This window comes from Halomicrobium sp. HArcel3 (genome assembly GCF_058933135.1).
Window position 1 is genome coordinate 44,143 of sequence record NZ_JBZYDN010000001.1, and the last position, 24,222, is coordinate 68,364.

At 68.6% G+C, this 24,222-nt stretch carries 28 protein-coding genes; 19 read left to right on the top strand and 9 right to left on the bottom strand.

The features are described from left to right. Positions 1 to 265: 265 nt before the first annotated feature. Together AC5FRV_RS00195 and AC5FRV_RS00200 are read right to left on the bottom strand one after the other, a co-directional pair. Positions 266 to 721, bottom strand: a complete 456-nt coding sequence (locus tag AC5FRV_RS00195; protein WP_493559120.1) for a hypothetical protein — start codon at positions 719 to 721, stop codon at positions 266 to 268. Next, entirely contained in the window at positions 718 to 2,118 is a 1,401-nt protein-coding gene (locus tag AC5FRV_RS00200) for a metallophosphoesterase (RefSeq protein ID WP_493559121.1), read from the bottom strand. Before AC5FRV_RS00200 ends, AC5FRV_RS00195 begins: the two co-directional genes overlap by 4 nt. Positions 2,119 to 2,775: 657 nt before the next feature. Between AC5FRV_RS00200 and AC5FRV_RS00205 the strand changes: the two genes are divergently transcribed. The 10 genes from AC5FRV_RS00205 to AC5FRV_RS00250 all read left to right on the top strand — a co-directional run bounded on the left by AC5FRV_RS00205 (position 2,776) and on the right by AC5FRV_RS00250 (position 10,735). Next, complete coding sequence (locus AC5FRV_RS00205; RefSeq protein ID WP_493560158.1) at positions 2,776 to 2,946, top strand: hypothetical protein; 171 nt, start codon at positions 2,776 to 2,778, stop codon at positions 2,944 to 2,946. 170 nt (positions 2,947 to 3,116) lie between these two features. Beyond that, the gene (locus AC5FRV_RS00210; protein ID WP_493559122.1) at positions 3,117 to 4,106 is read left to right on the top strand and encodes an aldo/keto reductase; all 990 of its coding nucleotides are present in this window, start codon (positions 3,117 to 3,119) and stop codon (positions 4,104 to 4,106) included. A gap of 403 nt (positions 4,107 to 4,509) precedes the next feature. After that, entirely contained in the window at positions 4,510 to 4,929 is a 420-nt protein-coding gene (gene nikR / locus AC5FRV_RS00215; protein WP_089816583.1) for a nickel-responsive transcriptional regulator NikR, read from the top strand. A 57-nt stretch (positions 4,930 to 4,986) separates the two neighbouring features. Continuing rightward, the gene (locus AC5FRV_RS00220) at positions 4,987 to 5,610 is read left to right on the top strand and encodes an HAD family hydrolase (protein ID WP_493559123.1); all 624 of its coding nucleotides are present in this window, start codon (positions 4,987 to 4,989) and stop codon (positions 5,608 to 5,610) included. Further along, the gene (gene cbiB, locus AC5FRV_RS00225) at positions 5,604 to 6,545 is read left to right on the top strand and encodes an adenosylcobinamide-phosphate synthase CbiB (RefSeq protein WP_493559124.1); all 942 of its coding nucleotides are present in this window, start codon (positions 5,604 to 5,606) and stop codon (positions 6,543 to 6,545) included. Before AC5FRV_RS00220 ends, cbiB begins: the two co-directional genes overlap by 7 nt. Then, entirely contained in the window at positions 6,536 to 7,282 is a 747-nt protein-coding gene (gene cobS / locus AC5FRV_RS00230) for an adenosylcobinamide-GDP ribazoletransferase (RefSeq protein WP_493559125.1), read from the top strand. Before cbiB ends, cobS begins: the two co-directional genes overlap by 10 nt. After that, entirely contained in the window at positions 7,282 to 7,821 is a 540-nt protein-coding gene (locus AC5FRV_RS00235; RefSeq protein WP_493560138.1) for an NTP transferase domain-containing protein, read from the top strand. Before cobS ends, AC5FRV_RS00235 begins: the two co-directional genes overlap by 1 nt. Positions 7,822 to 7,967: 146 nt before the next feature. Next, the gene (locus tag AC5FRV_RS00240) at positions 7,968 to 8,792 is read left to right on the top strand and encodes a hypothetical protein (protein ID WP_493559126.1); all 825 of its coding nucleotides are present in this window, start codon (positions 7,968 to 7,970) and stop codon (positions 8,790 to 8,792) included. 178 nt (positions 8,793 to 8,970) lie between these two features. Beyond that, positions 8,971 to 10,014: a threonine-phosphate decarboxylase CobD gene (gene cobD, locus AC5FRV_RS00245; protein ID WP_493559127.1), complete on the top strand. Its 1,044-nt coding sequence runs from the start codon at positions 8,971 to 8,973 to the stop codon at positions 10,012 to 10,014. After that, complete coding sequence (locus AC5FRV_RS00250; protein WP_493559128.1) at positions 10,007 to 10,735, top strand: adenosylcobinamide amidohydrolase; 729 nt, start codon at positions 10,007 to 10,009, stop codon at positions 10,733 to 10,735. The genes cobD and AC5FRV_RS00250 overlap by 8 nt, the downstream gene beginning before the upstream one ends. Before the next feature lie 79 nt (positions 10,736 to 10,814). On the opposite strand, the gene AC5FRV_RS00255 is transcribed toward AC5FRV_RS00250, so the two are convergent. The 3 genes from AC5FRV_RS00255 to AC5FRV_RS00265 are packed head-to-tail and all read right to left on the bottom strand — an operon-like array spanning position 10,815 to position 13,162. Further along, positions 10,815 to 11,012 carry a hypothetical protein gene (locus AC5FRV_RS00255; RefSeq protein ID WP_493559129.1) on the bottom strand — a complete coding sequence of 66 codons (198 nt, stop codon included), beginning with the start codon at positions 11,010 to 11,012 and terminating at the stop codon, positions 10,815 to 10,817. A 60-nt stretch (positions 11,013 to 11,072) separates the two neighbouring features. Beyond that, complete coding sequence (locus AC5FRV_RS00260; RefSeq protein ID WP_493559130.1) at positions 11,073 to 11,990, bottom strand: ABC transporter substrate-binding protein; 918 nt, start codon at positions 11,988 to 11,990, stop codon at positions 11,073 to 11,075. Between the two features lie 2 nt (positions 11,991 to 11,992). Continuing rightward, complete coding sequence (locus tag AC5FRV_RS00265) at positions 11,993 to 13,162, bottom strand: PGF-CTERM-anchored ABC transporter substrate-binding protein (RefSeq protein ID WP_493559131.1); 1,170 nt, start codon at positions 13,160 to 13,162, stop codon at positions 11,993 to 11,995. Between the two features lie 97 nt (positions 13,163 to 13,259). Between AC5FRV_RS00265 and AC5FRV_RS00270 the strand changes: the two genes are divergently transcribed. Next, entirely contained in the window at positions 13,260 to 14,045 is a 786-nt protein-coding gene (locus AC5FRV_RS00270; RefSeq protein WP_493559132.1) for a cobalt-precorrin-7 (C(5))-methyltransferase, read from the top strand. After that, positions 14,042 to 14,710 carry a cob(I)yrinic acid a,c-diamide adenosyltransferase gene (locus tag AC5FRV_RS00275; RefSeq protein WP_493559133.1) on the top strand — a complete coding sequence of 223 codons (669 nt, stop codon included), beginning with the start codon at positions 14,042 to 14,044 and terminating at the stop codon, positions 14,708 to 14,710. The genes AC5FRV_RS00270 and AC5FRV_RS00275 overlap by 4 nt, the downstream gene beginning before the upstream one ends. On the opposite strand, the gene AC5FRV_RS00280 is transcribed toward AC5FRV_RS00275, so the two are convergent. The 3 genes from AC5FRV_RS00280 to AC5FRV_RS00290 all read right to left on the bottom strand — a co-directional run bounded on the left by AC5FRV_RS00280 (position 14,707) and on the right by AC5FRV_RS00290 (position 16,168). After that, positions 14,707 to 14,985, bottom strand: a complete 279-nt coding sequence (locus AC5FRV_RS00280) for a DUF8152 family protein (RefSeq protein ID WP_493559134.1) — start codon at positions 14,983 to 14,985, stop codon at positions 14,707 to 14,709. The genes AC5FRV_RS00275 and AC5FRV_RS00280 overlap by 4 nt on opposite strands. Positions 14,986 to 15,062: 77 nt before the next feature. Then, positions 15,063 to 15,521, bottom strand: a complete 459-nt coding sequence (locus AC5FRV_RS00285; RefSeq protein WP_493559135.1) for a hypothetical protein — start codon at positions 15,519 to 15,521, stop codon at positions 15,063 to 15,065. Further along, a complete protein-coding gene (locus tag AC5FRV_RS00290) occupies positions 15,518 to 16,168 on the bottom strand; it encodes a SatD family protein (RefSeq protein ID WP_493559136.1) in 651 nt (216 codons plus the stop codon). The genes AC5FRV_RS00285 and AC5FRV_RS00290 overlap by 4 nt, the downstream gene beginning before the upstream one ends. Before the next feature lie 179 nt (positions 16,169 to 16,347). Here AC5FRV_RS00290 and AC5FRV_RS00295 point away from each other — a divergent pair, with 179 nt between their 5' ends. The 6 genes from AC5FRV_RS00295 (at position 16,348) to AC5FRV_RS00320 (ending at position 22,120) form a co-directional block, all read left to right on the top strand. Continuing rightward, a complete protein-coding gene (locus AC5FRV_RS00295; RefSeq protein WP_493559137.1) occupies positions 16,348 to 17,880 on the top strand; it encodes a cobyric acid synthase in 1,533 nt (510 codons plus the stop codon). Positions 17,881 to 18,461: 581 nt separating this feature from the next. Beyond that, entirely contained in the window at positions 18,462 to 19,229 is a 768-nt protein-coding gene (locus AC5FRV_RS00300) for a nucleotide-binding protein (RefSeq protein WP_493559138.1), read from the top strand. Beyond that, positions 19,226 to 19,807: a DUF8054 family protein gene (locus AC5FRV_RS00305; RefSeq protein WP_493559139.1), complete on the top strand. Its 582-nt coding sequence runs from the start codon at positions 19,226 to 19,228 to the stop codon at positions 19,805 to 19,807. The genes AC5FRV_RS00300 and AC5FRV_RS00305 overlap by 4 nt, the downstream gene beginning before the upstream one ends. 84 nt (positions 19,808 to 19,891) lie before the next feature. Beyond that, positions 19,892 to 20,851, top strand: a complete 960-nt coding sequence (locus AC5FRV_RS00310; RefSeq protein WP_493559140.1) for a mannonate dehydratase — start codon at positions 19,892 to 19,894, stop codon at positions 20,849 to 20,851. 246 nt (positions 20,852 to 21,097) lie between these two features. Next, positions 21,098 to 21,244, top strand: a complete 147-nt coding sequence (locus AC5FRV_RS00315; RefSeq protein ID WP_493559141.1) for a hypothetical protein — start codon at positions 21,098 to 21,100, stop codon at positions 21,242 to 21,244. A 69-nt stretch (positions 21,245 to 21,313) separates the two neighbouring features. Beyond that, positions 21,314 to 22,120, top strand: coding sequence for an SIMPL domain-containing protein (locus AC5FRV_RS00320; protein ID WP_493559142.1), 807 nt, complete (start codon positions 21,314 to 21,316; stop codon positions 22,118 to 22,120). A 56-nt stretch (positions 22,121 to 22,176) separates the two neighbouring features. Here the strand turns inward: AC5FRV_RS00320 and AC5FRV_RS00325 are convergent, their stop codons facing one another. Further along, complete coding sequence (locus AC5FRV_RS00325; RefSeq protein WP_493559143.1) at positions 22,177 to 23,184, bottom strand: TIGR03557 family F420-dependent LLM class oxidoreductase; 1,008 nt, start codon at positions 23,182 to 23,184, stop codon at positions 22,177 to 22,179. Between the two features lie 120 nt (positions 23,185 to 23,304). Here AC5FRV_RS00325 and AC5FRV_RS00330 point away from each other — a divergent pair, with 120 nt between their 5' ends. Continuing rightward, positions 23,305 to 24,171 (top strand): SMP-30/gluconolactonase/LRE family protein, encoded by an 867-nt coding sequence (locus AC5FRV_RS00330; protein WP_493559144.1) that lies wholly within the window; start codon positions 23,305 to 23,307, stop codon positions 24,169 to 24,171. Positions 24,172 to 24,222: the final 51 nt, after the last annotated feature.

Genomic DNA, 24,222 nt, shown 5'->3' on the forward strand with positions numbered 1-24,222 from the left:
CGCAGTCAACAGGCGTAGCGAAACCGCTTCTTTCGTTTAAATCGGGGAGTGCGGACTGAATTTGGGCCGACCGCGACCAGAGGAAGCCAGTGCCGGCTAACCAGCTAACGCCCGAGTCGATTTCGTCGCGGAAATTGCACGCGCCGCGGCTGCAGTCTCCGCTGTCCAGCGACGAAACGCGACTGGCGACGGGAAGGCAGTCGTCGTTTCTGCTCCGTTCGAAAGATCGCAAGCCCGTCCATTCGATGTGTTCAGTATCGATCAGTCAATCGCCGGCCGATTTCTCGGCAGGCTCGAACTCGACGGAGATCTCCTTCTCGGCAGTCCACGGCGCGAGGACCTGCGTTTCCACTCGCGTGAACAGCTCCCCCGCCTCGGAGACAGTGGTTTCGTCCCGTTTGTTCCCGTCGACGTAAAGAACTGCTTTGAGATCGGATCGGCCGGCGTTCATCGATCTGATCCTGCAGACGCGGGCACGAAACTCCTGGGGGACTCCAGCCACGTACGGATACTTCTCAACAGAGCCACCGATACTTCTCGTGGCGCTCCTCACGAGCGCCGCGTGGGTAATCACAGCCAGGACGAATCGAATGTGCCAATCGTCGCCCCCACAGCGAACAAAGCGACCGGGCAGGCACGTCTGGTCAATGTTCGCGTCGAGTGAGCCGTGCGGGAAGCCAGGGATATCTCCCTCCGGGCCGGGGCCGAACGGCAGCGTCACCGACCACGTCCGGCGTCCCGAGTTCCGTCGACGTCTACGTCGCTGCCGATCCGGTCGTCGGTGGGGCGCTCCGACTCGGGTCGCCACGGCCCGTCGCCGCCGTCGACGATAGTCCGCGGCGGAATCGATTCCTGGGGCGTCGCCAGTGGCGTGAGCAGTCGTTCCAGGAGACTCAGGTCGTCTGGGTTCGGTTTCTGGACGGTCTCGTACTCGACGACGACGTCGCCGTCCGCCTCCGAGATGCACACGTAGTTCAGGCGGTACGAGGGGTAGAACACGTCCGGAAGCAACCCGAGCACGACCGATCGCCGGTGGAGTCGTCGCAGCCACGTCCCCGTGTTTACGACGACGCGGTCGGCGACCTCCGTGACGGAGGCGCGGTGGGTGTGTCCGTAGAGGAACACCGCGACCTCGGGGTGTTCGTCGAACACCGCCCGGGCCACGTCGACGTACCTGTCGCTGACGTCTTCCGGGTCGTCTCCGCCGACCAGTCCGAACCGGGTGAGCGTCTTTCGGACGTCTCGCGCGAGGAAGAAGGCCGGAATCGCGAGGAAGGCGAGAATGGCGATGACGACGACGTTCACGACGAGGACGAGGTCGATGAGCGTACCGACGATACTCAACCTGGTGAGCACGAACGACACCGCCTCCGCCGGCAGCGACCAGACGCCGAGGACGTCGAGCGCCACGGCCAGGAGGTAGAGTAGACTCACCTGGAACAGCAGGAGGAACGGCACCGCGGTGTAGCGAAGCAGGGGGCTCATCTCCCGGTAGAAATACTGGGAGATCATCCAGTCGGGAATCCGCGTCATCGGCGTCACCGACTGGATGTCCTTCAGCCAGTTGAACCGCCCTCGCTTCGAGAGCCGTCCCGCTTTGCTCGTGACGTGGCGGTTCACGTGGTAGCCCGGTGGATTCGCGTAGGGGTTTCCGAAGTCGGGACTCCTGTTGTTCGGGTCGCGCTGTTGGCCGTGTTCGATCCAGACGACGCGGTCCGCGACTTCGCGAGTGATGACGATCTCCTGTTCGAGGGAGACGTTGTACTCCGCCAGCCGCTCGACGTACTCGGGGTGACACGCGAGTTCGTAGTCGTGATTCCCCGGGATGACGGTGGTCGGGACCTGCTCGCCGGTCGCCCGGAGTTGCTCGAACAGTTCGGGATACAGTTCGAGCAGCGCGTCGAACTTCTCCATCCCCTCCAGTTCGGTGAACTCCCAGAGCCCGAACAGGTCGCCGTTGATTATGAGCTCCGCGTCCTCGTCGCGCTCGGGTAGCTCGCGGAGGAACGCGAGGAATTCGTCCATGAACTCGACCTCCTGGAGCGTCTCGTCGCCCCCGATGTGGAGGTCGCTGACGAAGTAGTACCGCGTCGCATTCTGGTCTGGCTCTCCGCTCATGCTACGTGCGGGTTCGCACGGGTGCGTCTCGGCCGCCCCCTCGCGTCCGGTCGACGAACGGTCTCGACGGGTGCGGTGACGTCGTCCGGCGCCGTGTCGTGACGGTCCCGGGTCAGGAGAATCGTCGTCGGGAGTACGAGCACGTCTCCTCCTTCGACCGACGACTCAATGAATGTTGTCGGGGTACCGGTTCGGCGCCCCGACTCGTGGCGGTACAGTGAGAGCCCCACGCGCCGTCGGGGACGTCGCGGAGTCCGAGAACTGCTCGTCGAGGAGCGCGACTCGGACCGTGGGATGACTGCTGCCGAGTTCGGCACGGTAGTCACGCCTCTCTACCGGGGAGTGGAGATACGCTTCTCCTTATTCATTCCTCCATTAGACAAACTCGCGCGTGCGCGCGTTGATCATATCAAATTGTAGGGGTACTCTCGACGGACAGGAGCCGTGCGACGGGGAGTGATTCACTCTGACGTCAGTTCCCTGACGCCGACGTCGAGTTTCAGTGGTGTCCCCGAACTACTACCACTGGGGAGCGATGGGCGCGTGCACGACGAACTGTGGGTCCGTTCCATTCAGGTGACAGTAACTGGACAGCTACCGCCGAAAATCACGTGAACGATAGGCTCGCTTTTTAACTACCTGGGTGGTACCTCGGGTGTGGTCGCAATGGGAGTCTTCACCGGAGCGAACGACGGATCGCGCTTCGGGAACCTCGATGGCCGTCCGTACATCTGCATGGGGTGTGAGGCGACCTTCGAGGTCCAGTACCACTCGTGTCCGTCCTGTGGCGGGTTCGACGTCCGCCGGGCCGAGTGGCTCGGCGAGTGACTCCCGGCGTCCACGAAACGGCACGTCCTGTCCGAGTGGGTCCGTGACCCACCGAACCGACGACAGCGGCAGTCCGGAATCTCCGTTCCTGTCATCGGTCCGTTTCGATCGTCTCGTGCGACAGCCTGTTTTGCACATATCCAAGTGTGATCGGTGCATAGTCCCGCTACATGCAGCGACGCGAACTCGGTACGACTGGCTGGAACGTCACTGAGGTCGGCCTGGGAACCTGGAACATCGGCGGAAGCTGGGGCGACGTGAGCGACGAAGACGGTCGCGACGTCGTCCGCACCGCGCTCGACGCCGGCATCGACTTCATCGACACCGCGGACGTCTACGGCGACGGCCGGAGCGAGAAGCACATCGCGAACGTCCTCGACGAGCGCGAGGCACGCGACGACGTCGTCGTCGCGACCAAGGCCGGCCGTCGGCTCGAAGAGCACACCGCCGAGAACTACGACTACGAGCACCTCTCCGAGTTCGTCGATCGCTCGCGGGAGTACCTCGGTCAGGACACGCTGGAACTCGTCCAGCTCCACTGCCCGCCCAACGACGCGTACTACCAGCCCGAGACGTTCGAGGCGCTCGACCGGCTGAAGGAGGAAGGCAAGATCGCTCACTACGGCGTCAGCGTCGAGAAGGTCGAACAGGCGCTGAAGGCCATCGAGTACCCCGGTGTCGAGACGGTGCAGATCATCTTCAACATGTTCCGCCAGCGCCCGGCCGAACTGTTCTTCGAAGAGGCCGAGCGTCGCGACGTCGGCGTCATCGTCCGCGTGCCACTGGCCTCCGGGCTCCTCACCGGGAAGCTCTCCCGGGACGACGAGTTCCCGGAGAACGACCACCGGAATTTCAATCGCGAGGGCGAGGCTTTCGACCGCGGCGAGACCTTCGCCGGGCTCCCCTTCGAGCGCGGCCTCGACGCCGTCGACGAACTCGAAACCCACCTTCCCGGGGACCTGACGACGGCCCAGGCCGCCCTGCGCTGGATCCTCGACTTCGACGCGGTGTCGACGGTCATCCCGGGGTCGACGTCGCCGGAACACATCCGCGACAACGTCGCCGCCAGCGAGGCCGACCCGCTCAGTCACCAGACCCACGGTGCCGTCCGCGACGTCTACGAGAAGTACGTCTTCGACGACGTGCACCACCGCTGGTAATTATATACACTTCCGACACCACTCTGTATTTAGAACTTTTGAATCCGTAATTAGCGTTCTTTCGCCGTTTCGGGTAGCGACAGCGCCATACTCTGGAACAGTAACCATGAATGGAAAAGATGGTGACAAAACCACATGCTGCTATATCAAATCGCCATCGCAAAGCCCGATGCGACCTTTTCAGAACCGTAAAATTTACACTCTTAATCCTGTTTTGAGCCATATCTGTGGTTCTCTCCGGAAAATTTGCTGGAATATCTCGAAATAGTGCTTTCGATGCGATCATCGCTGAAGACGAGTAGCGCGATCGCCCCGAACGTGCTGGCTGATGCGACGGCGAGTGGACGCTCGTCGCGTCTCGAGAATGTGAATTTTTATTACTCGATGCCGTCTTCGTTAATACATGGGCGTCGTCAGCATCTCGATGCCGGACGAACTGGAGCACAGGATCGACGAGTTCGCGGAGGACCACGGCTATACGGGCCGGTCTGAGATCGTCCGCGAGGCCGTGCGCAATCTGATGAGCGAGTTCGAGGACAAGCGCCTCGAGGACCGCGAGCTGATGGCCATCGTCACCGTCCTCTTCGACTACGAGACCACCGCCGTCGAGGAGAAGATGATGCACCTTCGCCACGACCACGAGGACCTGGTCGCGTCGAACTTCCACAGCCACGTCGGCGACCGCTACTGCATGGAGCTGTTCGTCCTCGAAGGGCAGCTGGAGGACATCTCGTCGTTCGTCGGTCGCGTTCGCGCGACGAAGGACACGCTGTCTGTCGATTACTCGGTGCTGCCGGTCGACGACATCGCGTCGATCACCTGACCTGTCCCGCTCGACCTGACCGGACTGTTCAAGTGCGATTGCAGTAATCACAGGTGTGTGGCAGTATCGTTCGACTGCTTCGGGACGCTCGTAACTGCAGACCGGCCCACCGAGCCGTGGGTCGCGGTCGCGGCCGAGCTCCGCGAGCGGGACGTCGCCGTCCCGGACGACTGGGAGGCAGCCTACCGCTCGTCTCACCGCGAGTACGACCGCGGCGCGGAGGCGCCCCTCGACGAGCACGTTCGCCTCGCGCTGGCCAGCCGCGGCGTCGAGATATCGGTGGCGACGGCTCACGACGCGACACTGGTGGCCTTCGACTGCGACGTCTCGGTTCGCGACGGCGCTCGCGAGGCACTCTCTACCGGACGCGATTACGGCCCCGTCGCCGTCTGCTCGAACTGCAGCGTGCCGGGACTCGTCGAGCGGACGCTCGACCGGGCCGACCTCGCCGTCGATGCCGTCGTGACGAGCGTCGACTCCGGCTGGCGCAAGCCCCACCACAAGATATTCGAGGCGACCGCGACGGCGCTGGAGTGCCCGCTCGACGCGCTCGTCCACGTGGGCGACGACGCCCGAACCGACGGCGGCGCTGGGCGGGCCGGCGCGACGTCGGTGCTCGTCGGGGACGTCCCGCTCACCGCGTTCCCGGCCTGGCTCGAAGCGGAGGGATCGCCGTGCTGACGCCCGTCGCCGTCGTCGTCGCGGGCGTGCTCGAAGCGACGCTCGGCGAACCACCGCAACGGCTCCACCCCGTGGCCTGGCTGGGCCGCCTCGTCACCCCGTTCGATCGCCAGTGGTCGCGCCCCCGGGCCGTCGGACTGACCGCGGCGGCCCTCTTGCCGCTGGTCGCCGCGGCGCTCGTCGGAACTGTGGTCGTCCTGGCGGTCCTCGCTCACTCGTGGCTGGGGATCCTGGTCACCGGTGTCGCGCTCTTCGTCACGACGAGTCTGCGAATGCTCCTGACCGAGGCCAGGGGAGTCGTGACGACGACGGACGCTGACCTCCCGCGTGCGCGTGAACGGCTCCGGTCTCTCGCGGGACGGGACGCCGCCGACCTCTCGGCCGGCCAGGTCCGCAGCGCGGCCGTCGAGAGCGCGGCGGAGAACCTCGCCGACGGACTGGTCGCGCCGCTCGGCGCGTTCACCGTCGTCGCCGCGGTGACCGGCGCGCTCGACCCGGCCGCACAGCTCGGACTCGCGGCCGGCGCGGCCACGTGGGTGAAAGCCGTGAACACCCTCGACTCGATGCTGGGCTACCGGTCGAAGCCCGTCGGCTGGGCGTCGGCCCGCCTCGACGACGCCGTGATGTGGCTGCCCGCCCGCGCGAGCGCCGTTCTCCTCGCCGTCGCAAGCGGACGACCGGACGCCCTTCCGGCAGCACGCGCGTGGCTCGACGGGGTTCCCTCGCCGAACTCCGGGTGGCCGATGGGCGTCCTGGCTGCGACGGCCGGCGTCCGACTCGAAAAGCCCGACGCGTACGTGCTCAATCCGGACGCGCCGCTGCCGACGACTGCGGCGGCGCAGTCGGCGGTCCGGACCGTGGGGGTCGCCGGCGTGCTGGCCTACCTGCTCGCCGCCGGGACGCTCGCACTGACGGAGGGGATCGCGTGGTCCTGACCGCCGTCCGGGGTGCGCTCGGGTTCCTCAGCCGGCTCCCCGTCGGCCGCGACGAGGCCGCGCTCGAAGCGTTCCAGCGCAGGCCGGTCGCCTTTCCTCTGGCGGGCTACGTCGTCGGAGCGCTACTCGCGCTCCCGTTCGTCCTCGGCCTCCCGGCGACGACGACGGCCGTCCTGTTTCTCGCGTGGGTCGTGCTGAGTACGGGCGTCAACCACGCGGACGGCCTCGCCGACCTGGGCGACGCGGCGGTCGTCCACGGCGACCCCGCCGAACGGCGGGACGTGATGCGAGACACGACCGTCGGCGTCGGCGCGGTGCTCGCGCTGGGGACCGGCCTCCTCGGGCTGGCGCTCGCCGGCCTGGGACTCGCCGAACTGCCGGTCCGGGTCGCCGTCGGCGTCGTCGTGACCGCGGAGGTCGGTGCGAAACTCGCCGTGGCACTCCAGGTCGTCACCGGCGAGGCGAGCCACGAGGGGTTCGGATCGCGATTCGTCGACCGCGCCGCCAGCGGCGACCGGCCGTTGATCGCATTCGTCGCGCTCCCGGCGCTCCTCGCGAGCGGGTCGGTAGTGGTCGGCGTCGCCTGCTTCTCGGCGGCCCTCGCCGTCTCGGTGCTCGTCCACCGGTGGGCTGACCGCCGGCTGGGCGGCGTCGGCGGCGACGTCTTCGGCGCGACGAACGAACTCGCTCGCGTCGTCGCGCTACACGCGGGGGTGGTCGCGTGGACGCTCTGGTGATGTGCGGCGGCCTGGGCTCCCGGCTGGACGGTGACGTCGAGAAACCTCTCGTGGAGGTCGACGGCGTCTCGATGGTCGACCGCGTCGTCGCCGCGCTGGCTGGCAGTCCCGTCGACGACGTCTACGCAGTCACCTCGCCGAACGCGCCCGCGACGGCGGCCCACGTCGATGCCCCCGTCATCGAGACTGGTGGCGAGGGGTACGTCGCCGACCTCCGGGCGGCCCTCACCGATTCGCGGGTCGACGAGCCGGTCCTCACCGTCGCTGCGGACCTCCCGTTGCTGGATTCGGAGTCGGTGACGGCCGTCCTGGACCGCTGGGACGCGGGCTCGCTGACGGTCGCGGTTCCCGTCGCGCGCAAACGCGACCTCGGGGTGAGCGTCGACTCGTCGTTCGCACACGAGGGCCGCGAGGTGGCGCCGTCTGGCCTCAACGTCGTCGGCGGGGAACCCGAGGCGGTTCTCGTCCGCGACGACGAGGGGTTGGCGGTCAACGTCAACCGTCCCGCGGACCTGGCCCTCGCCCGGCGGCTGGCGTGAGGCCCGGAACCGCTCGGGCCATGGCCGCCGTCGTAGGGCCGGCTTACACCGCTCGCCGGCCCGCTTCGCGGCCGGTCGACAGTCACCGCATCAGTGACCTAAGCGGTTCCTTACAATGTCACGAAGCGGTGTACCCCTCGGTACTGATGTCACAGACGACCGATCGCCTTCGGGACTGCCTTCTCGCAGAGGAACCGTTACAGGGCGTCTACGCGGCGACGCTCTCGGACGAGAGCGCGCCGAAGGAGGTGTCCGTCGGCGTGACCGACCGCCGGTTGGTCTGCCTCGCCGACGACGGGACCTTCCTCGACGTGGGTTACGGCGCCATCTGTGCGATTCGGAGCCGTCCCGAGTCGACGTTCACCTGCCGCGGTAACGACTATCGCCTGGTGGCCGGGGCCGGTGCAGGACTCTCGGTTCTCGGATTCGTCGCGCTGGCGGCGTTCTCCTCGAACCCCGCCGTCCCCGTCCTCGCGCTCGCGACCGTCGGCGCGCTCGTCGCGACTGCCCTCTTCCGCTGGAACGACCAGGTCACCGAACTGGTGACGCTGGAGGCCCTCGACGAGCGGACCGCCGCCGACTTCGACGGCATGGCAGCGCTCCGCCGCGTCGAGCGAGCCCTGCCGGCCCGGGCCGACGGCCGCCGCGTCCTGCTCTCGGTGAGTGCGCTCCTCACCGTCGTGTGCTTCGCTGGCACCGTCGCACTGACGGTGAATCCACTGCTGCTGCTGAGCTTCCTCCCGATGCTCGCCGGCATCGGACTCGTCGAGTACGCGCGCCGCCACGCCGACGAGTTCGACGGTATCGAGATACGCCGGGAACGTGCCCGTAACGTCCGGATCAGTACGGCGGACGGCCGGACGGTCTCGCTGGCGGTCGACCCGTCGGCGGAGATCGACCGCGAGCTCGGCCGACTCACCGCCGTCACCGCCCGCGACGACGCCGTCTCGGCTATCTCGGCGCGGGCCTGATAGTGGTGGTTGTAAGCCTGGCCCCCCTTGGACTGGCCGGTGCCGGCGAACGCCGGTAACAAGGTACAACCACCACTATGAGCCGGTCCGTTCCCAGTCCCGTCACAGCCTGTTCCCCGTCCGTCCCCGGTTCTGCGCCCGCGAAAGTATTATCCGCCGGTGCGACGGACGGGCGGACATGCACCCGGAGGCAGTCGACGCGCTCCGCTCGGGGGCCGAGGACGCCATCGACGCTGACGGCCGCGTTCCCCACGGGAGTTCCGACGACCCCGACGTTCTCGATTTCAGCGCCAACGTCAACCCGCGGGTCCCCGACGGCGCCGAGGCCGTCTTCCGGGAGTCGTTCGACACCGCTCGCAGCTACCCGGACGACGCCTACCCGGAGTTTCGCCGTGCGGCGGCGTCCTACGTCGACTGCGACCCGGACGCGGTCGTGCCGACGGCCGGCGGCCTCGCCGCGATTCGGCTGGCCATCCAGACGGCAGTGAGCCCTGGCGATTCGGTCCTCGTTCCGTTCCCCAGCTTCGGCGAGTACGCCCGCGAGGTCCGCTTGCAGGGCGCCGAGCCGACTTTCGTGGATCACGACGAATTGCTCGACGCCGCCGTCGACGACCACGCGATGGCTATCCTCTGCAATCCGAACAATCCGACAGGGGAAGGTGTCGACGCCGACGCGCTCGACCGCTTCGCCGACCGGTGCCGCGCCGCGGGGACCACGCTCCTCGTCGACGAGGCGTTCCTCGGATTCACGGACCGGCCCTCGCTCGCCGGCGCCGACGGGGTGGTCGTCGCGCGCTCGCTGACCAAACTGTTCGGCCTGCCGGGACTGCGCGCCGGCTTTGCGGTGGCGACGGGTGACCACCGCGCCCGGCTCGAAACGGCCCGGATGCCCTGGTCGCTGGGCACGCCCGCCGCCGCCACGGGGGCGTACTGCATGCGCCAGGACGCGTTCGTCGAGGACACGCGAGCACGAGTCGAGCGGGAGCGTGCGCGCATGCGCGGGCGCCTCGAACACGAGTTCGCCGTCTTTCCGTCCGACGCCCCCTTCCTGCTGTTCGACTGTAGCTCTTCGGCGGCGGTCGACGCCGTGCTGGAGCGCGTCGCCGACGACTCCATCGCCGTCCGGGACGCCCGGACCTTCCGCGGGCTGGACTCGCACGTCCGCGTCGCCGTTCGGCGCCCCGACGAGAACGACCGCTTGCTGGAGGCCGTCGGTGTTTGACCCGACGGTCCGCGACGGCGTCTGCCGGTGCCTGCGCGACGGCGCCCGCTGGCTGGTCACCGGCTGGGACGGCGGCTACCGCGACGCCGACGCGGTGTACAACGTCACCGTCCCCGACGGGTTCGACCGGACCGACCTGGCCGCGTTTCGTGACGAACGACTCCGCGCCGTGGGCTTCGAGGATCTGGGGCCCGCGCTGCTCACCGGCGTCTCGATGGCCCACGCCCGGTGTGCGAGCGCCGGCCCGGTGACGGCGCTGGCGACGGCCGGCGTCTCGAATCCCGCGGCGCTGCCGATGGACCCTCAAACGTCCGAATCCACGGCGGAGGGGAGCGCTGCCGACGGCCCGCAGGACTGGCGCCCGGGAACCGTCAACGTCGTCGTCGGGACGGAGCGGTCGCTCGCTAACGGCACGCTGGCGGAACTGCTCGCCACCTGCGTCGAGGCCAAAGGGGCGACGCTCTCGGACCTGGTCGGCGTTCCGGGAACGACGAGCGACGCCATCGCAGTCGGGTGCGTCCCCGAGGGTGAGCGAGCCGAGTTCGCCGGGAGTGCGACCGAAGTGGGGGGTCGCGCGCGGGCCTGCGTCCGGGATGCGATTCGGGCGAGTTTCTCGTCACGGTACGCGGAAGCGGAGCCGCCGGAGTCGGTCGCCGAGGCGGAGTACGGCGTGGTAACGGACCGGAAGACTGACGTCTGGAACCCGGCCGACCCGGACTGAACTCGGTCGGTACGGTCGCTGTCGCTGGCTCCGGACTGTGGCTGGCACTCGTGCCCCATCGCGGGGAGTGCGCCGATGACTACGGGAGATGCGAGAGGCCGGTCCAGATCAGTCCGCAACCCAGAATCCGGTGTAGCCAGAGACCGCCCCACGTCGGCTCCGACGACTCCCCTCGCAGGAAGTCGAACCCCGTGCTGTACACCCTTCGCGGAACGGCGACGTACGCGAGTCCGATGAGGACGGTGCCGATGGCGGCGATTTGTACGAGCAAACTCATGTCGAATATCGCTCTTGTCTGGCATTTCAATCCGACGGACGCCAATCTCATCGCAGATGGTCAGTCGTGGAGCCGTTCCGCCAGCGGCTCGCCCTCGAACAGCTCCGGATGGAGCACGGTCGCGATGCGCTGGCACTCGCCGGCGAGCCGCGGCGTCCAGCGGTTGAGTGCTTTGCCGTCCAGCACGTACACCCGGTCGTTCCGGACGGCGGGAAGGTCGTCCCAGCCCGGGCGGTCGGTGAGTTCCTCGATAGCGGCGAAGGAATCGTCCAGCGTGTAGCTACACGGCGCGACGACGATCACGTCGGGGGCGGCCTCGCGGACGTCGTCCCAGTCGACCTTCACCGAGCGGTCGCCAGGGTCCGCGAGCGGGTAGTCGCCGCCTGCGTGTGCGACGACCTCGGGGACCCAGTTCGCCGCCAGGTGGAGCGGATCGAGCCACTCGAAGACGGCGACGCTCGGCCGGTCGCCGGAGTCGGCGGCGACCCCTTCGTCGATGATCGACTCGACGGTCGCGAAGCAGTCTTCCAGCTGACCGATCAGCCTCGCGGCCCGCTCCTCCCGGCCCACGGCCGCGCCGACGGTCTCGATGGTGTCGAGGACACTGGAGAGGTCGCTGGCCCGCATCCCCAGTACCTCCGGGTCGGTCGGTTCGTCGGCGAGGATCTCGCGGACGCGGCCCTCGTCGACGGCGCAGACGCCACAGACCGACTGGGTGAGGATCAGGTCGGGTTCGACCTCGCGGAGCAGCTCCTCGTCGATGTCGTACACCTCGTGCGAGGAGGTGGCCTGGCCGTCGCGCTCCGAACTGGTTTCGCCGTCGACGCGGGAGCGGTCCAGGCGCGGCCGGTCGGCGATCGACGGCGGATGGTCACACGACCCGGAGACGACCGCGGGCTCGACGCCGAGGGCGCAGAGTATCTCCGTGCCCGACGGCGACGTCGAGACGACCGTGGGGTCGGTCGACTGGTCGGCCATCGTCAGGCCTCGCGGCGGGCGGCGACCAGCGAGAGGGAGACGAGCGCGACCAGCGCGCCGACGGCGGTGAAGCCAGGACCGCTCGCACCGGTGCCGGCGCCGTCGTCGGTGTCGGTACCGGGCGACCCGGTCGGGGGCGCGGTCGTCGCGGTCGGAGACTCGGTCCCGGTGTCACCTTCTGTCTGTCCGGTCTCCGTCGCCGTTTCGGACGCCGTCTGGTTCGCCTCGGCGTACGCCTCCGGATGCATCGCCTTCGTCATCTCGACGAGCGGGTAAATCACCCGTGGCGCGGGTCGGTTCAGCTGGTTGTAGTTGACGACGACGACCTGGTCCTCCTGGACGGCGGTCGTCCCATTGTAGGCCGCCGTCTTCGGCACCTGGTCGTCGTCGCTGTTCAGCAGTATCCAGTCGGGGTCCTGGTCGACGAGCACCTCGTCGTTGACCTCCTGGTAGCCTTCGATGCCGGCCTCGGCGGCGACGTTCCTCGCGCCGGCGCGCTGGATGACGTTTCCGATGAACGTCCCGTCGCCGGCGGTCCAGCCGAAGAAGGTGTAGATCATCCCAGGACGGTCCTGGCCCTCGACGGCCGCGTCGACCGTCGCGAGCTCGGCGTCCATCCAGTCGACGGTCTCCTCGGCGGCCTCGCACTCGCCGGTGAGTTCACCGATGATACGGGTCTTCTCCTGGATGCCCGCGATCGACCCGGCCTCGCCGAAGTGGTAGACGGTGAGGCCCGCGTCGCGGAGCGACTGGACCGTCTCGTTGTCGATGGTGTTCGGCGCGAGCACGAGGTCCGGCTCCAGGCCGACGACCTTCTCGTTACTGATGGTCTGGCCGCCCGCCGAGATGTTGGTCTTCGCCTCGGCGCCCTCCAGGTTCATGGCGTGTTTCGTCACGCCGACGACCTTGTCCCTGGCGCCGATCTCCCACATCGTCTGGGCCGCGCTGGGGTTCAGCGTCACGACGCGCGAGGGCTCTTCCTCGACGGTCACGTTCGTTCCCGACTGGTCGGTCAGCTCGACCGGGAACGTGCAGTCCGATTCCTGTGCCGCGACGTCCGCCGCCGGCGCGGTCGCCGGGGCCGCCGGGGCTGCCGGTGCGGTCGCCGCAGTCGCCGGGGCCGTCGCTGCCAGCACGAGCAACAGGGCTCCGAAAAGTGGTGCGTATCGCATTCTGCTAGGCACTCCATCGGCACCCAATAAATATTTGTCTACCCCAACTGAGTTTTCACTCCATGCGACCAGCACCAGCCGCTTGCGGAGGGGTGACGTGACCGACCCGGAGGCGGCAGACTCGGGGTCGACGGATCCGGCGACGTTCGCGTCTCGGGAAGCGGAGTCGACCGCGGAGCCGGTCGTCCACGCCGTCGGCGTCGGTCCCGGAGCGCCCGCCTTCCTCACCGGGCGCGCCCGCGCCCTCCTCGCCGCGGCCGACGTCGTCGTCGGGTTCGAGACGGTCGTCGACTTCGCTCGCGGGGCCATCGACGGCGCCGACACCGACTGTCTCACCTGCGGCTACGCCGACGAGGGCGAGACGCTCTCGGCCTTCGCCGACCGCGTGGCAGAGGGCGAGCGCGGCGTCGCCCTGTTGATGGGCGACCCGAACGTCTCGGGCTACCAGTTCCTCGGCAAGGTCGAACGAGCGGTCGACGCGCCCGTCCGCGTCGTTCCTGGTATCTCGTCCATCCAGGTCGCCGCCAGCCGGGCGCGGACGCCGATGGAGGACACCACCTTCCAGACGCTCCACGTCCGCGGCGACGTGACCGGGGCGCTGGACCGCCTGGCCGCAAACGCCGGCGACCGACACCTAATCGTCATCCCCCGCCCTTACGACTGGATGCCCGAGGACGTCGCGGCGTTCCTGCTCGACCGCGGCGCGCCCGGCGAGTCGACCGCGCTCGTCTTCGAGCGCCTCACGCACGACAGTGAATCGCGAGCCGAGACGACGCTGGCCGACCTGGCAACAGGTGCTGGCGGCGACGGCCCGGACGACACTGTGTTCTCGGACCTCTCGATACTCGTTGTCCGGGCACCGACCGACACCGACCTATCATGACCGACAACACGACCGACGCCGCTACCGACGAATCGCCGACCGACCACGCCATCGAACCCAGCGCGCCCGAGGAGTTCGGCCTCGTTCAGGTGTGGTGGGGCGACGGCAAGGGCAAGACCACCGCCTCGCTTGGCATGGGGATGCGCGCGGCCGGCCACGGCTACCGCGTCCACCTGCTCCAGTTCATGAAGGGCGGCACCGCCTCCGTCGAGAACGTCCGCGGCGAGTACAACGCCATCGCCGCGCTGCCGGGGTTCTCCTACGAGAACGCCGGCCACTTCGGCTGGCACGGCTTCATGGACGGCTCCGACGACGACGAGCACGCGGCCCGCGCCGAGGGGGCGCTCGCCCGCGCCCAGGAGATCGTCGAGGGCTCGGCCGATGCGGACCTGACGTCGCCGCTGGACCCCGACGGGGCTCCGGACGAGGGCGTCCACATGCTGATAATCGACGAAATCGTCTACGCCGCGAACCGGGACCTCCTCGACCCCGCAGACGTCGTGGCCCTGGTCGAGTCGAAGCCAGAGGACCTGGAACTCGTCCTCACCGGCGGGCACGAGCGCCCCGAGTACCTGCTCGACCACGCCGACCTCGTCTCGAACGTCCGCAAGGAGAAACACCCGCTGGAGAACGGCCACCCCGCCCGGAAGGGGACCGAGTACTAGTCGAAGCGAGAACGTGCGTCCGCGAGTCGCTCCCGCGCGGCCGCGACGTGTTCGTCGGCTCGCTCGTCGCCCGTTTCGTCGACTGCACTCAGTAGTTCCTCGATCGTCGCGAGACGGTCGGCGACCACGTCCTCGGAAAGGTCGCTCTCGCGCAGGTCAGCGGCGAGCGCTTCGGCCTCCCCGAGCCACCGACTCGCCGACCGCTCGACGGGCAGTTCGGCGGTCGCGGCGAGGTGGTCGTGGAGCGCCGCCAGGTCGTCGGCGTCGTCGGTCACGACTGGTCGCAGGAGCGCCGGCGGGAAAGGTGGCCGGGAGTCACGCGGTCCGGCCAGCGGACCCGAACCGGTCCCGTTCAGCTCGCCACGGCGAGCACGCGGGCCAGCGCGACGCCGTAGACGAGCGAGTAGGTGACGTTGGCGACGCTCCCGGTGAGGTAGTAGGTCGTGTTGCCGCTGGAGATGTCCTGGTAGCGGACGATGGACTTCGCGGTGAAGACCAGCCCCAGCGCCGTGTACGCGCCCAGGAGCGTCAGCGTGAGGATGAGGACGTTCTCGACTTTCCCGACCGCGCGGCCGGTGTCGGCCTCCTCCTCGCCGACGTCGGCGCCCGCGAAGCGGAGCGACCCGGCGACGACGTAGCCGCTGGTCGCCACGAGCAGGCCGTAGCCCGCGGCGAGCGTCAAGATGGCCGTCGCGTCGCGGGCGAAGACGGCCGGTGCCGGCGTCGCCCACAGCAGGACGGCCACCGACGCCGCCGCGATACCGACCGACGCGCCCCGTCGGAGTGCACTCCGATACCCGTCCCCGATCACGCCAGGTCACCCCACAGTTCGGCCATGGCTGTCTGGAGGTCCCGCTCCATCCCCATAATCGTCACGGCGTCGGCCCTCGCGAGCGTCTGTGAGACCGACTGGACGGAGACGTCGAGCCGGTCTGCCACCGCCGCCATCTCCCCGAGGTCGCGGTACTCCTTCGCGACCTCCATCTGCCGGGCGGTCCACCCGGCCTTCCACATACAGACGAGGTCGACCTGGTTGGTCAGCAGGTCGACGAGCCACTCGTCGGTCCCGTCGACGGACAGGCCGACGTACCGGTCGGCCCGTTCGACCTCGCCGAGGAGGTCGTCGGCCTCGTGGAACGCCGGGCCGTCCATCCTGGCGACGTCGTCGGCGTCGGTGCCCACGTCGACGTCCCCCCAGACGACGGCGAACCGGATTCCCGTCGGGTGGACCGCGTCGGTCAGTTCCCGTACCGCGTGGTAGGCCCGGCCGGGATCCGTGAGGACGCCCCCGACCTCGTCGACGCCTTTCAGCGTCGTGAAGGGGGCGACGAGCCGGTCGCCGACGGCGTCGTTCGCCCGCTCGATGCCCGATTCGAGGCTGTCGTGGAGCGCCTCCCTGTCCTCCACCGCGCGCGAGTCGACGACGTCCCCGACGATCACGCATCGACGCCTGGTCATTGCCCGATGTTCAATCTATTTTGGTTTAACTGTTGTGGGTAAATTGGATACAGTTTAATCACGCCGAGGGCGATCAGTTGAATGTGGTTTAGAAAGGTGTGATAAACTGAATGTGTTTGACTCTCGGCGTGAGAGCAGTGGCGAAAGACACGTGGCCCCACACGTCACAGGTGTGAGTGATGACCCGGACCGTCCTCGTCGCCGGCACGGCGAGCCACGTCGGCAAGAGCACCGTCGCGGCGGGGCTCTGCCGGCACCTGGTGAACGAGGGGCGCTCGGTCGCGCCGTTCAAGGCCCAGAACATGTCCAACAACGCCCGCGTCGTGCCGCGCGCCAACGAGGACGATTCGGACGGTGCCACGGACGGAACCGGGACCGCGGCAGACGACGATCCCTGGGGCGAAATCGGCGTCTCGCAGTACGTCCAGGCCCGCGCCGCCCGAATCCCGGCGACGACGGACCACAACCCCGTCCTGCTCAAGCCCCGCGGGGACGGGGAGTCCCAGCTGATCGTCGACGGCCGGGCCGTCGGCCACTTCGAGGCAGGGACCTACTACGACGACCACTGGGACGACGCCCTGTCGGCGGCCAGCGCTGCCCACGCCCGTCTCGCCAGCGAGCACGACGTCGTGGTCGCCGAGGGCGCTGGTTCAATCGCGGAGATCAACCTCCACGACCGAGACCTGGCGAACGTGGAGACGGCTCGATTCGCAGATGCCAATATCCTCCTCGTCGCCGACATCGAACGCGGCGGCGCGTTCGCTTCTCTCGTGGGTACGCTCGAACTGATGCCCGAGGACTGCCGCGAGCAGGTGGCGGGCTGCGTGATAACGAAGTTCCGCGGCGACCGCTCTATCCTCGATCCCGGCATCGAGCAGTTCGAAGACCGCACCGGCGTGCCAGTGCTCGGCGTGTTGCCCTACGACGACCCTGGGTTACCCGAGGAGGACAGCGTCGCCCTTCCCGCAGTTGAGGAGCGGTCGATTCGCGGGGAGGACGACGGGGTGGCCGCGGCCCGGAGCGTCACCGTTGCCGTCCCGCGCCTGCCTCGCATCTCCAACGCCACCGACCTGGAGCCCCTCGCCGCGGAACCCGGTGTCCGCGTGGCATACGTCCCCCTCGACGGCTCGCTGGCCGACGCGGACGCCGTCGTCATCCCGGGGACCAAAAACACCGTCGACGACCTGCTGGCGCTCCGGGACGCGCATATGCACGAGGAACTCCGCACGTTCGACGGCCCCGTCGTCGGCCTCTGCGGCGGCTACCAGATGCTGGGTGAGGAGATTACGAATGCTTCGCTCGAGGGTACTGGTGGGGAAAGTCGCGTCGAGGGCGTCGGTCTGTTGCCGATTACGACCCGGTTCGACCCCGAGAAGACGCTGGAGGCGGTCACCCGGGAACTATCGGGCGTCGATCCACTAGCCGGGGCCGACGGCGAGGTTTCCGGCTACGAGATCCACGCCGGCGAGACGGAGATCGTCGGCGACGTGAAACGGCCGTTCGCCGACGAGGGCGCGGCGACCGACCGCGTCCTCGGCACCTACCTCCACGGTCTCTTCGAGAACGAGGTCGCGCTGGACGCGTTCGTCGAGGGCGTGTTCGAGTCCGTGGGGCGGGAGCGGCCCGACGGGGATTCTGTGGCGGCTGATCCCTACGAGCGCGCCGCCTCGCTTATAGCGGAGTACGTCGATCTGTCGCCGATTCTTGGGTAGTGCTCGTTACGACGAGAGCGACTGCAAACAGAGGAAAGCCCTCGGCGCGCTCGACTCGCGCGGACCCCCTGCGCTCCTCGCCTTCGGCTGCGGTGCTTGCGGGCCCGTGCTTCGTCGACCCCGCCTCGCCCTTTCATTCCGCCAGGATCAGCATCGCTCGCGCCACGGAAGCGCTCGCGATTGTGGCCACCAAACCTCCCCGGATTCGCGGCGTCCGCCGCGAATCACGCATCCTGACCGCGCCGCAACCGCCCGGCCGGGAGTGAGTGGCCGAGCGAAAGCGAGGCCCTCGCGACCAGGGGAAGGGCAGGGCTGCGGTGCTGTACGGTCCTGGTGGACTGAAAGGGCGAGGTGCGGTCCGGGAACCCCGGGCCCGCAAGCACCGCAACGGAGTGAGGAGCGCAGGGGGCCCGCGGGACCGGAGCGCGCCGAGGGCTTTCTGGGTGTTGGCGTCTCGATTCCGACTCATGAGAGCGCGCCGAGGGCTTTCTGGTCGTTAGCGGTAGTTCTGTCGACACCTGGCGACCCACTTTCCCAGCGATCCACACCTTTTAATCAGAACGGGACGACACCGTAAGATAATGGTCGAGGCGTTCGCGGTGGCGAGCGGGAAAGGCGGGACGGGGAAGACCACGAGTACGCTCGCGCTCGGGATGGCGCTGGCCGAGTCCCACGACGTGACCGTCGTCGACGCCGACACGGGGATGGCGAACCTGCTCTTTCACGCCGGGCTCTCGGAGGCGGAGACGACGCTGCACGACGTGCTGTCCGGAGATGCGACCGTCGAGGAGTCCTGTTACGAGCGGTTCGGGATGACCGTCGTCCCGTGCGGTACGAGTCTGGACGGCTTCCGCGACGCCGACCCGGCGCGGTTGCGCGAGGTGGTCGCGGAACTCGCCGCCGACACCGACGTCATCCTGCTCGATTCGGCGGCGGCCCTGTCGAGTCGGTCGGCGATACTACCGGTCGTGCTGGCCGACCGCGTCGTCGTCGTGCTCCAGCCCACGATTCCGTCGCTGTCGGACGGGATCAAGGTCCAGGAGTACGCGAGTTCCTACGGCACCGGCGTGGCGGGACTGGTGTTCAACAAGGTGCGGGACGACGACGCCATCGGTCGGATCGCGGAGAAGTCCGAGCGGTACTTCGACGGGCCGACGCTGGCGACGGTGCCGGCCAGCGAGGCGGCCCGCGAGGCCCGGCGGGCGGGCAGACCGCTGCTGGCCCACGCCCCAGACTCGGACGCGGCGGCGGCGTTCGAGGACGCCGCGGCTGCCATCGACGTCCGCGACGGGGGCTCGGAGGCCGTGGCCGACCGCTTCCGCAGCGCCGTCATCCCGGACCCGCCATGAACCTCCCCGACGGTCGGCTCCTGAAGTCCCGCGTCGTGAGCGACCCGCGGTACCCGCTCGCGGAGGCGCTGGACCGGAACCTCACCGGCTACGCCGTCCTCGAACCGCAGGAGACGCTCCTGCTCGAAGGCGAGGGGCGCGGCGTCGTCACCTTCCGCGACGGCGTCCCGGACCTGACCTACGCCACCGGCACCGAGCGGGGCGGCCCGGCGGCGCTGGGCGACCTGGCCATGCCCGGGCCCTACCACGTCGAACTGTACGAACTCCCGGACGACGCCTTCGACGCGCTCGACGACGCCGCGGCGTTCCGCGTGCCGCCGGGGATGCCCGCCGAGCGACTGGCCGGCGACCCCGCCCTGGCCGCGAGCACGCGCCGCGCCGCCCCGGACGCCCGTGTCGACGCTGGAACCGGTAGCGGCGACGCGTCGGATGGCGACAACGATGGCGCAGAGAGCCGGGCGCCGGAGGACCGCAGCGCCGTCGAGGCGTTCCTCGACGACGAGGAGAAGATCGAGGCGATCCGCGAGCAGGCCCGTCGGGAGGCCGAGGCTCGCGCCGAGGAGTGGGGCTTCGACTGATCCAGCCGTCGATAGCTGTCACAGCACCAGTGGCCGCCACCGCACAGCGAAAGCCTATTTGCCCGTCTGTACCCACGAGTTCGCATGGTACGACCTGCACTCGTTCTGCCGCCGTATCCCGACGAGCGATGGGAACTCGCCAAACAGATGGGCGTCACCGACGCCGTCATCCACCCCCTGGAGATCGGCGACGACAAGACCCAGTGGACGTACGACGAACTCCGCGGGCTGCAAAACTACCTGGAGGGTGCCGACCTGCGTTTCTCCGTCCTGGAGGGGAGCGTCCCCATCTCGGACCGGATCCGCCTCGGACTCGATGGCCGCGACGAGGACATCGAGGTGTTCAAGCAGTTCCTCCGGCACTGCGGTGACCTGGGCATCCCGGTCGTCTGCTACGACTGGATGGCCGGCGTCCGCTGGGCGCGCACCGAGGCCCACAACGAGCTCCGGGGCGGCTCCCTCGCGACGGGGTACGACGACGCCAAGATGCAGGGCGGGCCCGCCGTCGAGGCTGCGGCAAAGAGCCACGAGGACATCTTCGAGGCGCTGGCGTACTTCCTCGAGGAGGTCGTCCCCGTCGCCGAGGACGCGGGCGTCAAACTCGGCCTCCACCCCGACGACCCGCCGCGCGAGGAACTGCGCGGCGTCCCCCGCGTCGTCACCAGCGTCGAGAACTACGACCGCATCCTCGACGTCTACGACAGCGAGTACAACGGCGTCACCTTCTGCCAGGGCAACTTCGCTGCGATGGGCGCGGACATCCCCGAAGCTATCCGCCACTTCGGCGAGAAGATCAACTTCGTCCACTTCCGCGACGTCGACGGCGACGCAGACCGCTTCGTCGAGACGTGGCACGACGACGGACCGACCGACATGCACGCCGCGATGGAAGCCTACGTCAGCGCCGTCGACGACGACGTCCCGATGCGGCCCGACCACGTCCCGACGATGGCCGGCGAGGACAACTCGAACCCCGGCTACCACACCAAGGGTCGGCTGTGGGCCATCGGCTACATGCGCGGGCTGCTCGACTCGCTGGAGTAAGTTCTACCACTGATTCTCGTAGCGCCGGTCGTTCGTTGACGTCCGGCCAGCCGGCGTCTGACGCCCGTCAGACGCCACCACCCCGTTTTCGGCTGGAAACCGACCGCGTAGCGAGCCCGCAGATTCCGTGGTAGCGGTGCTACGTCGGGGCGAGAGACGCCTTCCCCACGACTGGCGACCGGCGTCGCGTTTCACTTCCGCTCCGGTTGGCTGGCGTATATACTCGTCTGGGTCGAAGCCGGGGATATGATCGAACGCCTGCAGCGAGCACTGGACCGGCGGACCAGTGCCACCGAGTACGGCGAATGCAGACAGTGCGGGACGACCGTCGACACCGATACCGCGCGGTGTCCCGACTGCGGGTCGGGCGAAATCGCGAGCTACACGTTCTGATGCCTGAACGTTCAAACCGGATTTTGAGCGTAGGGAACCTTAACTGACCGTCCCGGTGAACGACCGGGTATGAACCGACGAGAACTGATCGTCGCGTCCGGAGGTATCGCTGCGACCGCGCTGTCCGGCTGTCTCGGCATCGGCGAGGGCGACGGGAGCGCCGCTGCACAGCAGTCGTCGCCAACCGTCGAGGAACGGAGTAACCGGAGCATCGTCGTCAGCAACGCCGGCCAGGTCCAGGGCGAACCAGACCTCGCGCTCCTCGACGTGGGCGTGGAAGCCAGCGGCGAGTCGGCCGGGGCCGTGCGAAACGAACTCGCGACCCGTGCCGAGGAACTGCGGACGGCGCTGCTCGATTTCGGGCTCGACGAGGACGCCGTGACGACGAGCAACTTCTACATCAGCGACCGCGTCGACCGCCGCCGGATGGAGGAAGAAGGCGTCCGACCCGACTCCGAGAAGGCCGACGAGTACGTCTACTACCAGGGAAACCACTCGTTCTCCGTCGAGGTCGAGGCCATCGACGAGGTCGGCGCGGTCATCGACGCCGCAGTCGACGGGGGCGCGGACCGGGTCGGACGGGTGACGTTCACGCTCTCCGAGGAGCGCCGGACCGAGTTGCGCGAGGAGGCCCTCCGGAAGGCCATCCAGGGGGCCCGCTCGGAGGCCGAGGCCATCGCCGACGAGGTCGGCACGTCCATCGCCGAGACCACGGTCGTCGACGCGTCCCAGGGGCAAGTGACCCCGTTCCACCGGGAGTTCGCCTACGACGCCGCTGCCACGGCCACGGAGACGGCCGGCGGCGCGTCGACCGGCGTCGAACCCGGCGACGTAACCGTCTCGGCCAGCGTGCGCGTCCGGTACCGGATGGCCTGACGCGCCCGGACTCGAATCGCAACCCGCTCACTCGAACGACGGAATCCGTAGCCCGCTCACTCGAACGCTGGTAGCACGTCCTCGGCCATCACGTCGCAGAAGGCGGCCTGGTCGGGACTGGAGCTCTGGAAGACGACCTCGTCGAAGCCGACGTCCACGTAGGTCTGCGTGACGTCGACCAGGTCCTGCGGGTCGGACGTGACGACGAACGCCTCCCGCAGTCGTTCGTCGGAGACGTCCGCGCCCATCGCCTGGAGTTCGCGGGGGTCCGCCGAATCCGACGACCAGACGTCGTCGAGCAGCGTGAGTCCCCAGGGACGGATCTCCTCCAGGGCGGCCTGCTCGTCCTCGTCGTAGGCGCAGTGGACGTGGACGGTCCGGTGGACGTCGTCGAGTGATTCGTTGCGCGCCGATTTCTCGACGCCCGCTTCCGCCGCGGGGAACAGCTCCTCGCGGACGCGCTCGGGCGGCTCGTACACCGTGACCAGCCCGTCGCCGAGGTCGCCGGCCATCCGTGCGGAGGTGGGCCCGCTCGCGGCGACGTGAATCGGTGGGGCCTCGTCCGGGCCGGTGTAGAGGTTCGCGCCGTCGAGGGTCCAGAACTGCCCCTCGTGGTCGACGAACTCCTCCGCGAACAGCCGGCGGATCATCCGGATGGCCTCGGCGGTGCGGCGGGCGCGCTCGCCGTAGTCGGGCAGCGGGTTACCCAGCGGCACCTCGTTGAGCGACTCGCCGGTGCCGATGCCGAGGAAGACCCGGTCGGGGTACAGTTCCGCCAGCGTGGCCAGCCGGTGGGCGACGTTGGCGGGGTGGTAGCGGTTGATGACCGCCGTCACGCCGGTCCCGACGTCGATGTCCTCCGTCCGGTCCAGCGCGGCGGGGAGCCACGTCCAGCAGTTGCCGCCGTGGGCCGAAGAGCCGTCTGCGAGGTGGTCGAACCAGGGGTGGAAGTGGTCGTTCACCCAGACGCTGTCGAAGCCCGCGGCCTCGGCGAGTTCGACCTGGTCGAGGCAGGCGGCCGGCGAGAACTCCTCCAGCGAGGCGAAGTAGCCGAATCTGACCATGCTGACCAGACGGGCGAGGCCGGAATAAGCGTCGGGGTCGGGCCGCCAGCCGTGGTGGCCGGAACTCCCGCCCGCGGCCGTTCTGGTGGACTTAAGGGCCACTCGGTCGTGTGTCCGTCCATGACACGGTACGAGCGCGTCGCGGACTACCACTCACACACCGGCGAAGGACCGCTGTGGCACCCCGACGAGGGACGGCTCTACTGGGTCGACATCCCGAACGGCGACCTGTTCCGGTACGACCCCGATACCGACGAGCACGAACAGTGCTTCGAACGGGACGTCGTCGGCGGGTTCACCATCCAGGACGACGGCTCGCTCTTGCTGTTCGAGGACGGCGGCCGCATCGAGCGCTGGGTCGAGGGAGCGGGGACGACCACCGTCGTCGAGGGCATCGACGGCGAGGCCGACTCCCGGTTCAACGACGTCGTCGCGGACCCGCGCGGCCGGGTGTTCTGCGGGACGATGCCGACCGACGACCGGCCCGGGCGACTCTACCGCCTGGACACCGACGGATCGGTGACGACGGTGCTCGACGAGGTCGGCCTCCCCAACGGGATGGGGTTCACCCTCGACCGGCGACGGTTCTACTTCACCGACTCCGGCAACGGACGCATCGACCGCTACGACTACGACCAGGCGACGGGCGCCATCTCGAATCCCGAGACGGTCGTCGAGGTGGACGAGGGCGAGGCGATTCCTGACGGGATGGCCGTCGACGCCGAGGGGTACCTCTGGTCCGCCCGCTGGGACGGGGGCTGTCTCGTCCGCCACGACCCGACGGGCGCCGAAGTCGCCCGCATCGAGTTCCCGGCGCGGAAGGTGTCCTCGGTGACGTTCGCCGGTCCGGACCTCTCCGAGGCCTACGTGACGACGGCGCTGACGGAGAATTCGAGGGACGAGGAGGGCGACGGCGCGGGTGCGCTGTTCCGGTTCGACCCGGACGCCGTTGGGGTGCCGGAGTTCCGGTCGCGAGTCGAGATCTGAGGGGGCCGGTTTCGGGCTGTCCGTCGACGAACCGACTGTCGGTTAGGGATG

Coding starts and splice junctions, on each gene's coding strand:
- AC5FRV_RS00320 (WP_493559142.1), top strand. CDS start 21,314: ATGAACCGACGAGAACTGATCGTCGCGTCCGGAGGTATCGCTGCGACC.
- AC5FRV_RS00330 (WP_493559144.1), top strand. CDS start 23,305: ATGACACGGTACGAGCGCGTCGCGGACTACCACTCACACACCGGCGAA.
- AC5FRV_RS00315 (WP_493559141.1), top strand. CDS start 21,098: ATGATCGAACGCCTGCAGCGAGCACTGGACCGGCGGACCAGTGCCACC.
- AC5FRV_RS00275 (WP_493559133.1), top strand. CDS start 14,042: ATGACCGACAACACGACCGACGCCGCTACCGACGAATCGCCGACCGAC.
- AC5FRV_RS00260 (WP_493559130.1), bottom strand. CDS start 11,990: ATGGCCGACCAGTCGACCGACCCCACGGTCGTCTCGACGTCGCCGTCG.
- AC5FRV_RS00240 (WP_493559126.1), top strand. CDS start 7,968: ATGTCACAGACGACCGATCGCCTTCGGGACTGCCTTCTCGCAGAGGAA.
- AC5FRV_RS00290 (WP_493559136.1), bottom strand. CDS start 16,168: ATGACCAGGCGTCGATGCGTGATCGTCGGGGACGTCGTCGACTCGCGC.
- cobD (WP_493559127.1), top strand. CDS start 8,971: ATGCACCCGGAGGCAGTCGACGCGCTCCGCTCGGGGGCCGAGGACGCC.
- nikR (WP_089816583.1), top strand. CDS start 4,510: ATGGGCGTCGTCAGCATCTCGATGCCGGACGAACTGGAGCACAGGATC.
- AC5FRV_RS00255 (WP_493559129.1), bottom strand. CDS start 11,012: ATGAGTTTGCTCGTACAAATCGCCGCCATCGGCACCGTCCTCATCGGA.
- AC5FRV_RS00265 (WP_493559131.1), bottom strand. CDS start 13,162: ATGCGATACGCACCACTTTTCGGAGCCCTGTTGCTCGTGCTGGCAGCG.
- AC5FRV_RS00310 (WP_493559140.1), top strand. CDS start 19,892: ATGGTACGACCTGCACTCGTTCTGCCGCCGTATCCCGACGAGCGATGG.
- AC5FRV_RS00200 (WP_493559121.1), bottom strand. CDS start 2,118: ATGAGCGGAGAGCCAGACCAGAATGCGACGCGGTACTACTTCGTCAGC.
- AC5FRV_RS00305 (WP_493559139.1), top strand. CDS start 19,226: ATGAACCTCCCCGACGGTCGGCTCCTGAAGTCCCGCGTCGTGAGCGAC.
- AC5FRV_RS00210 (WP_493559122.1), top strand. CDS start 3,117: ATGCAGCGACGCGAACTCGGTACGACTGGCTGGAACGTCACTGAGGTC.
- AC5FRV_RS00325 (WP_493559143.1), bottom strand. CDS start 23,184: ATGGTCAGATTCGGCTACTTCGCCTCGCTGGAGGAGTTCTCGCCGGCC.
- AC5FRV_RS00300 (WP_493559138.1), top strand. CDS start 18,462: ATGGTCGAGGCGTTCGCGGTGGCGAGCGGGAAAGGCGGGACGGGGAAG.
- AC5FRV_RS00235 (WP_493560138.1), top strand. CDS start 7,282: ATGTGCGGCGGCCTGGGCTCCCGGCTGGACGGTGACGTCGAGAAACCT.
- AC5FRV_RS00295 (WP_493559137.1), top strand. CDS start 16,348: ATGACCCGGACCGTCCTCGTCGCCGGCACGGCGAGCCACGTCGGCAAG.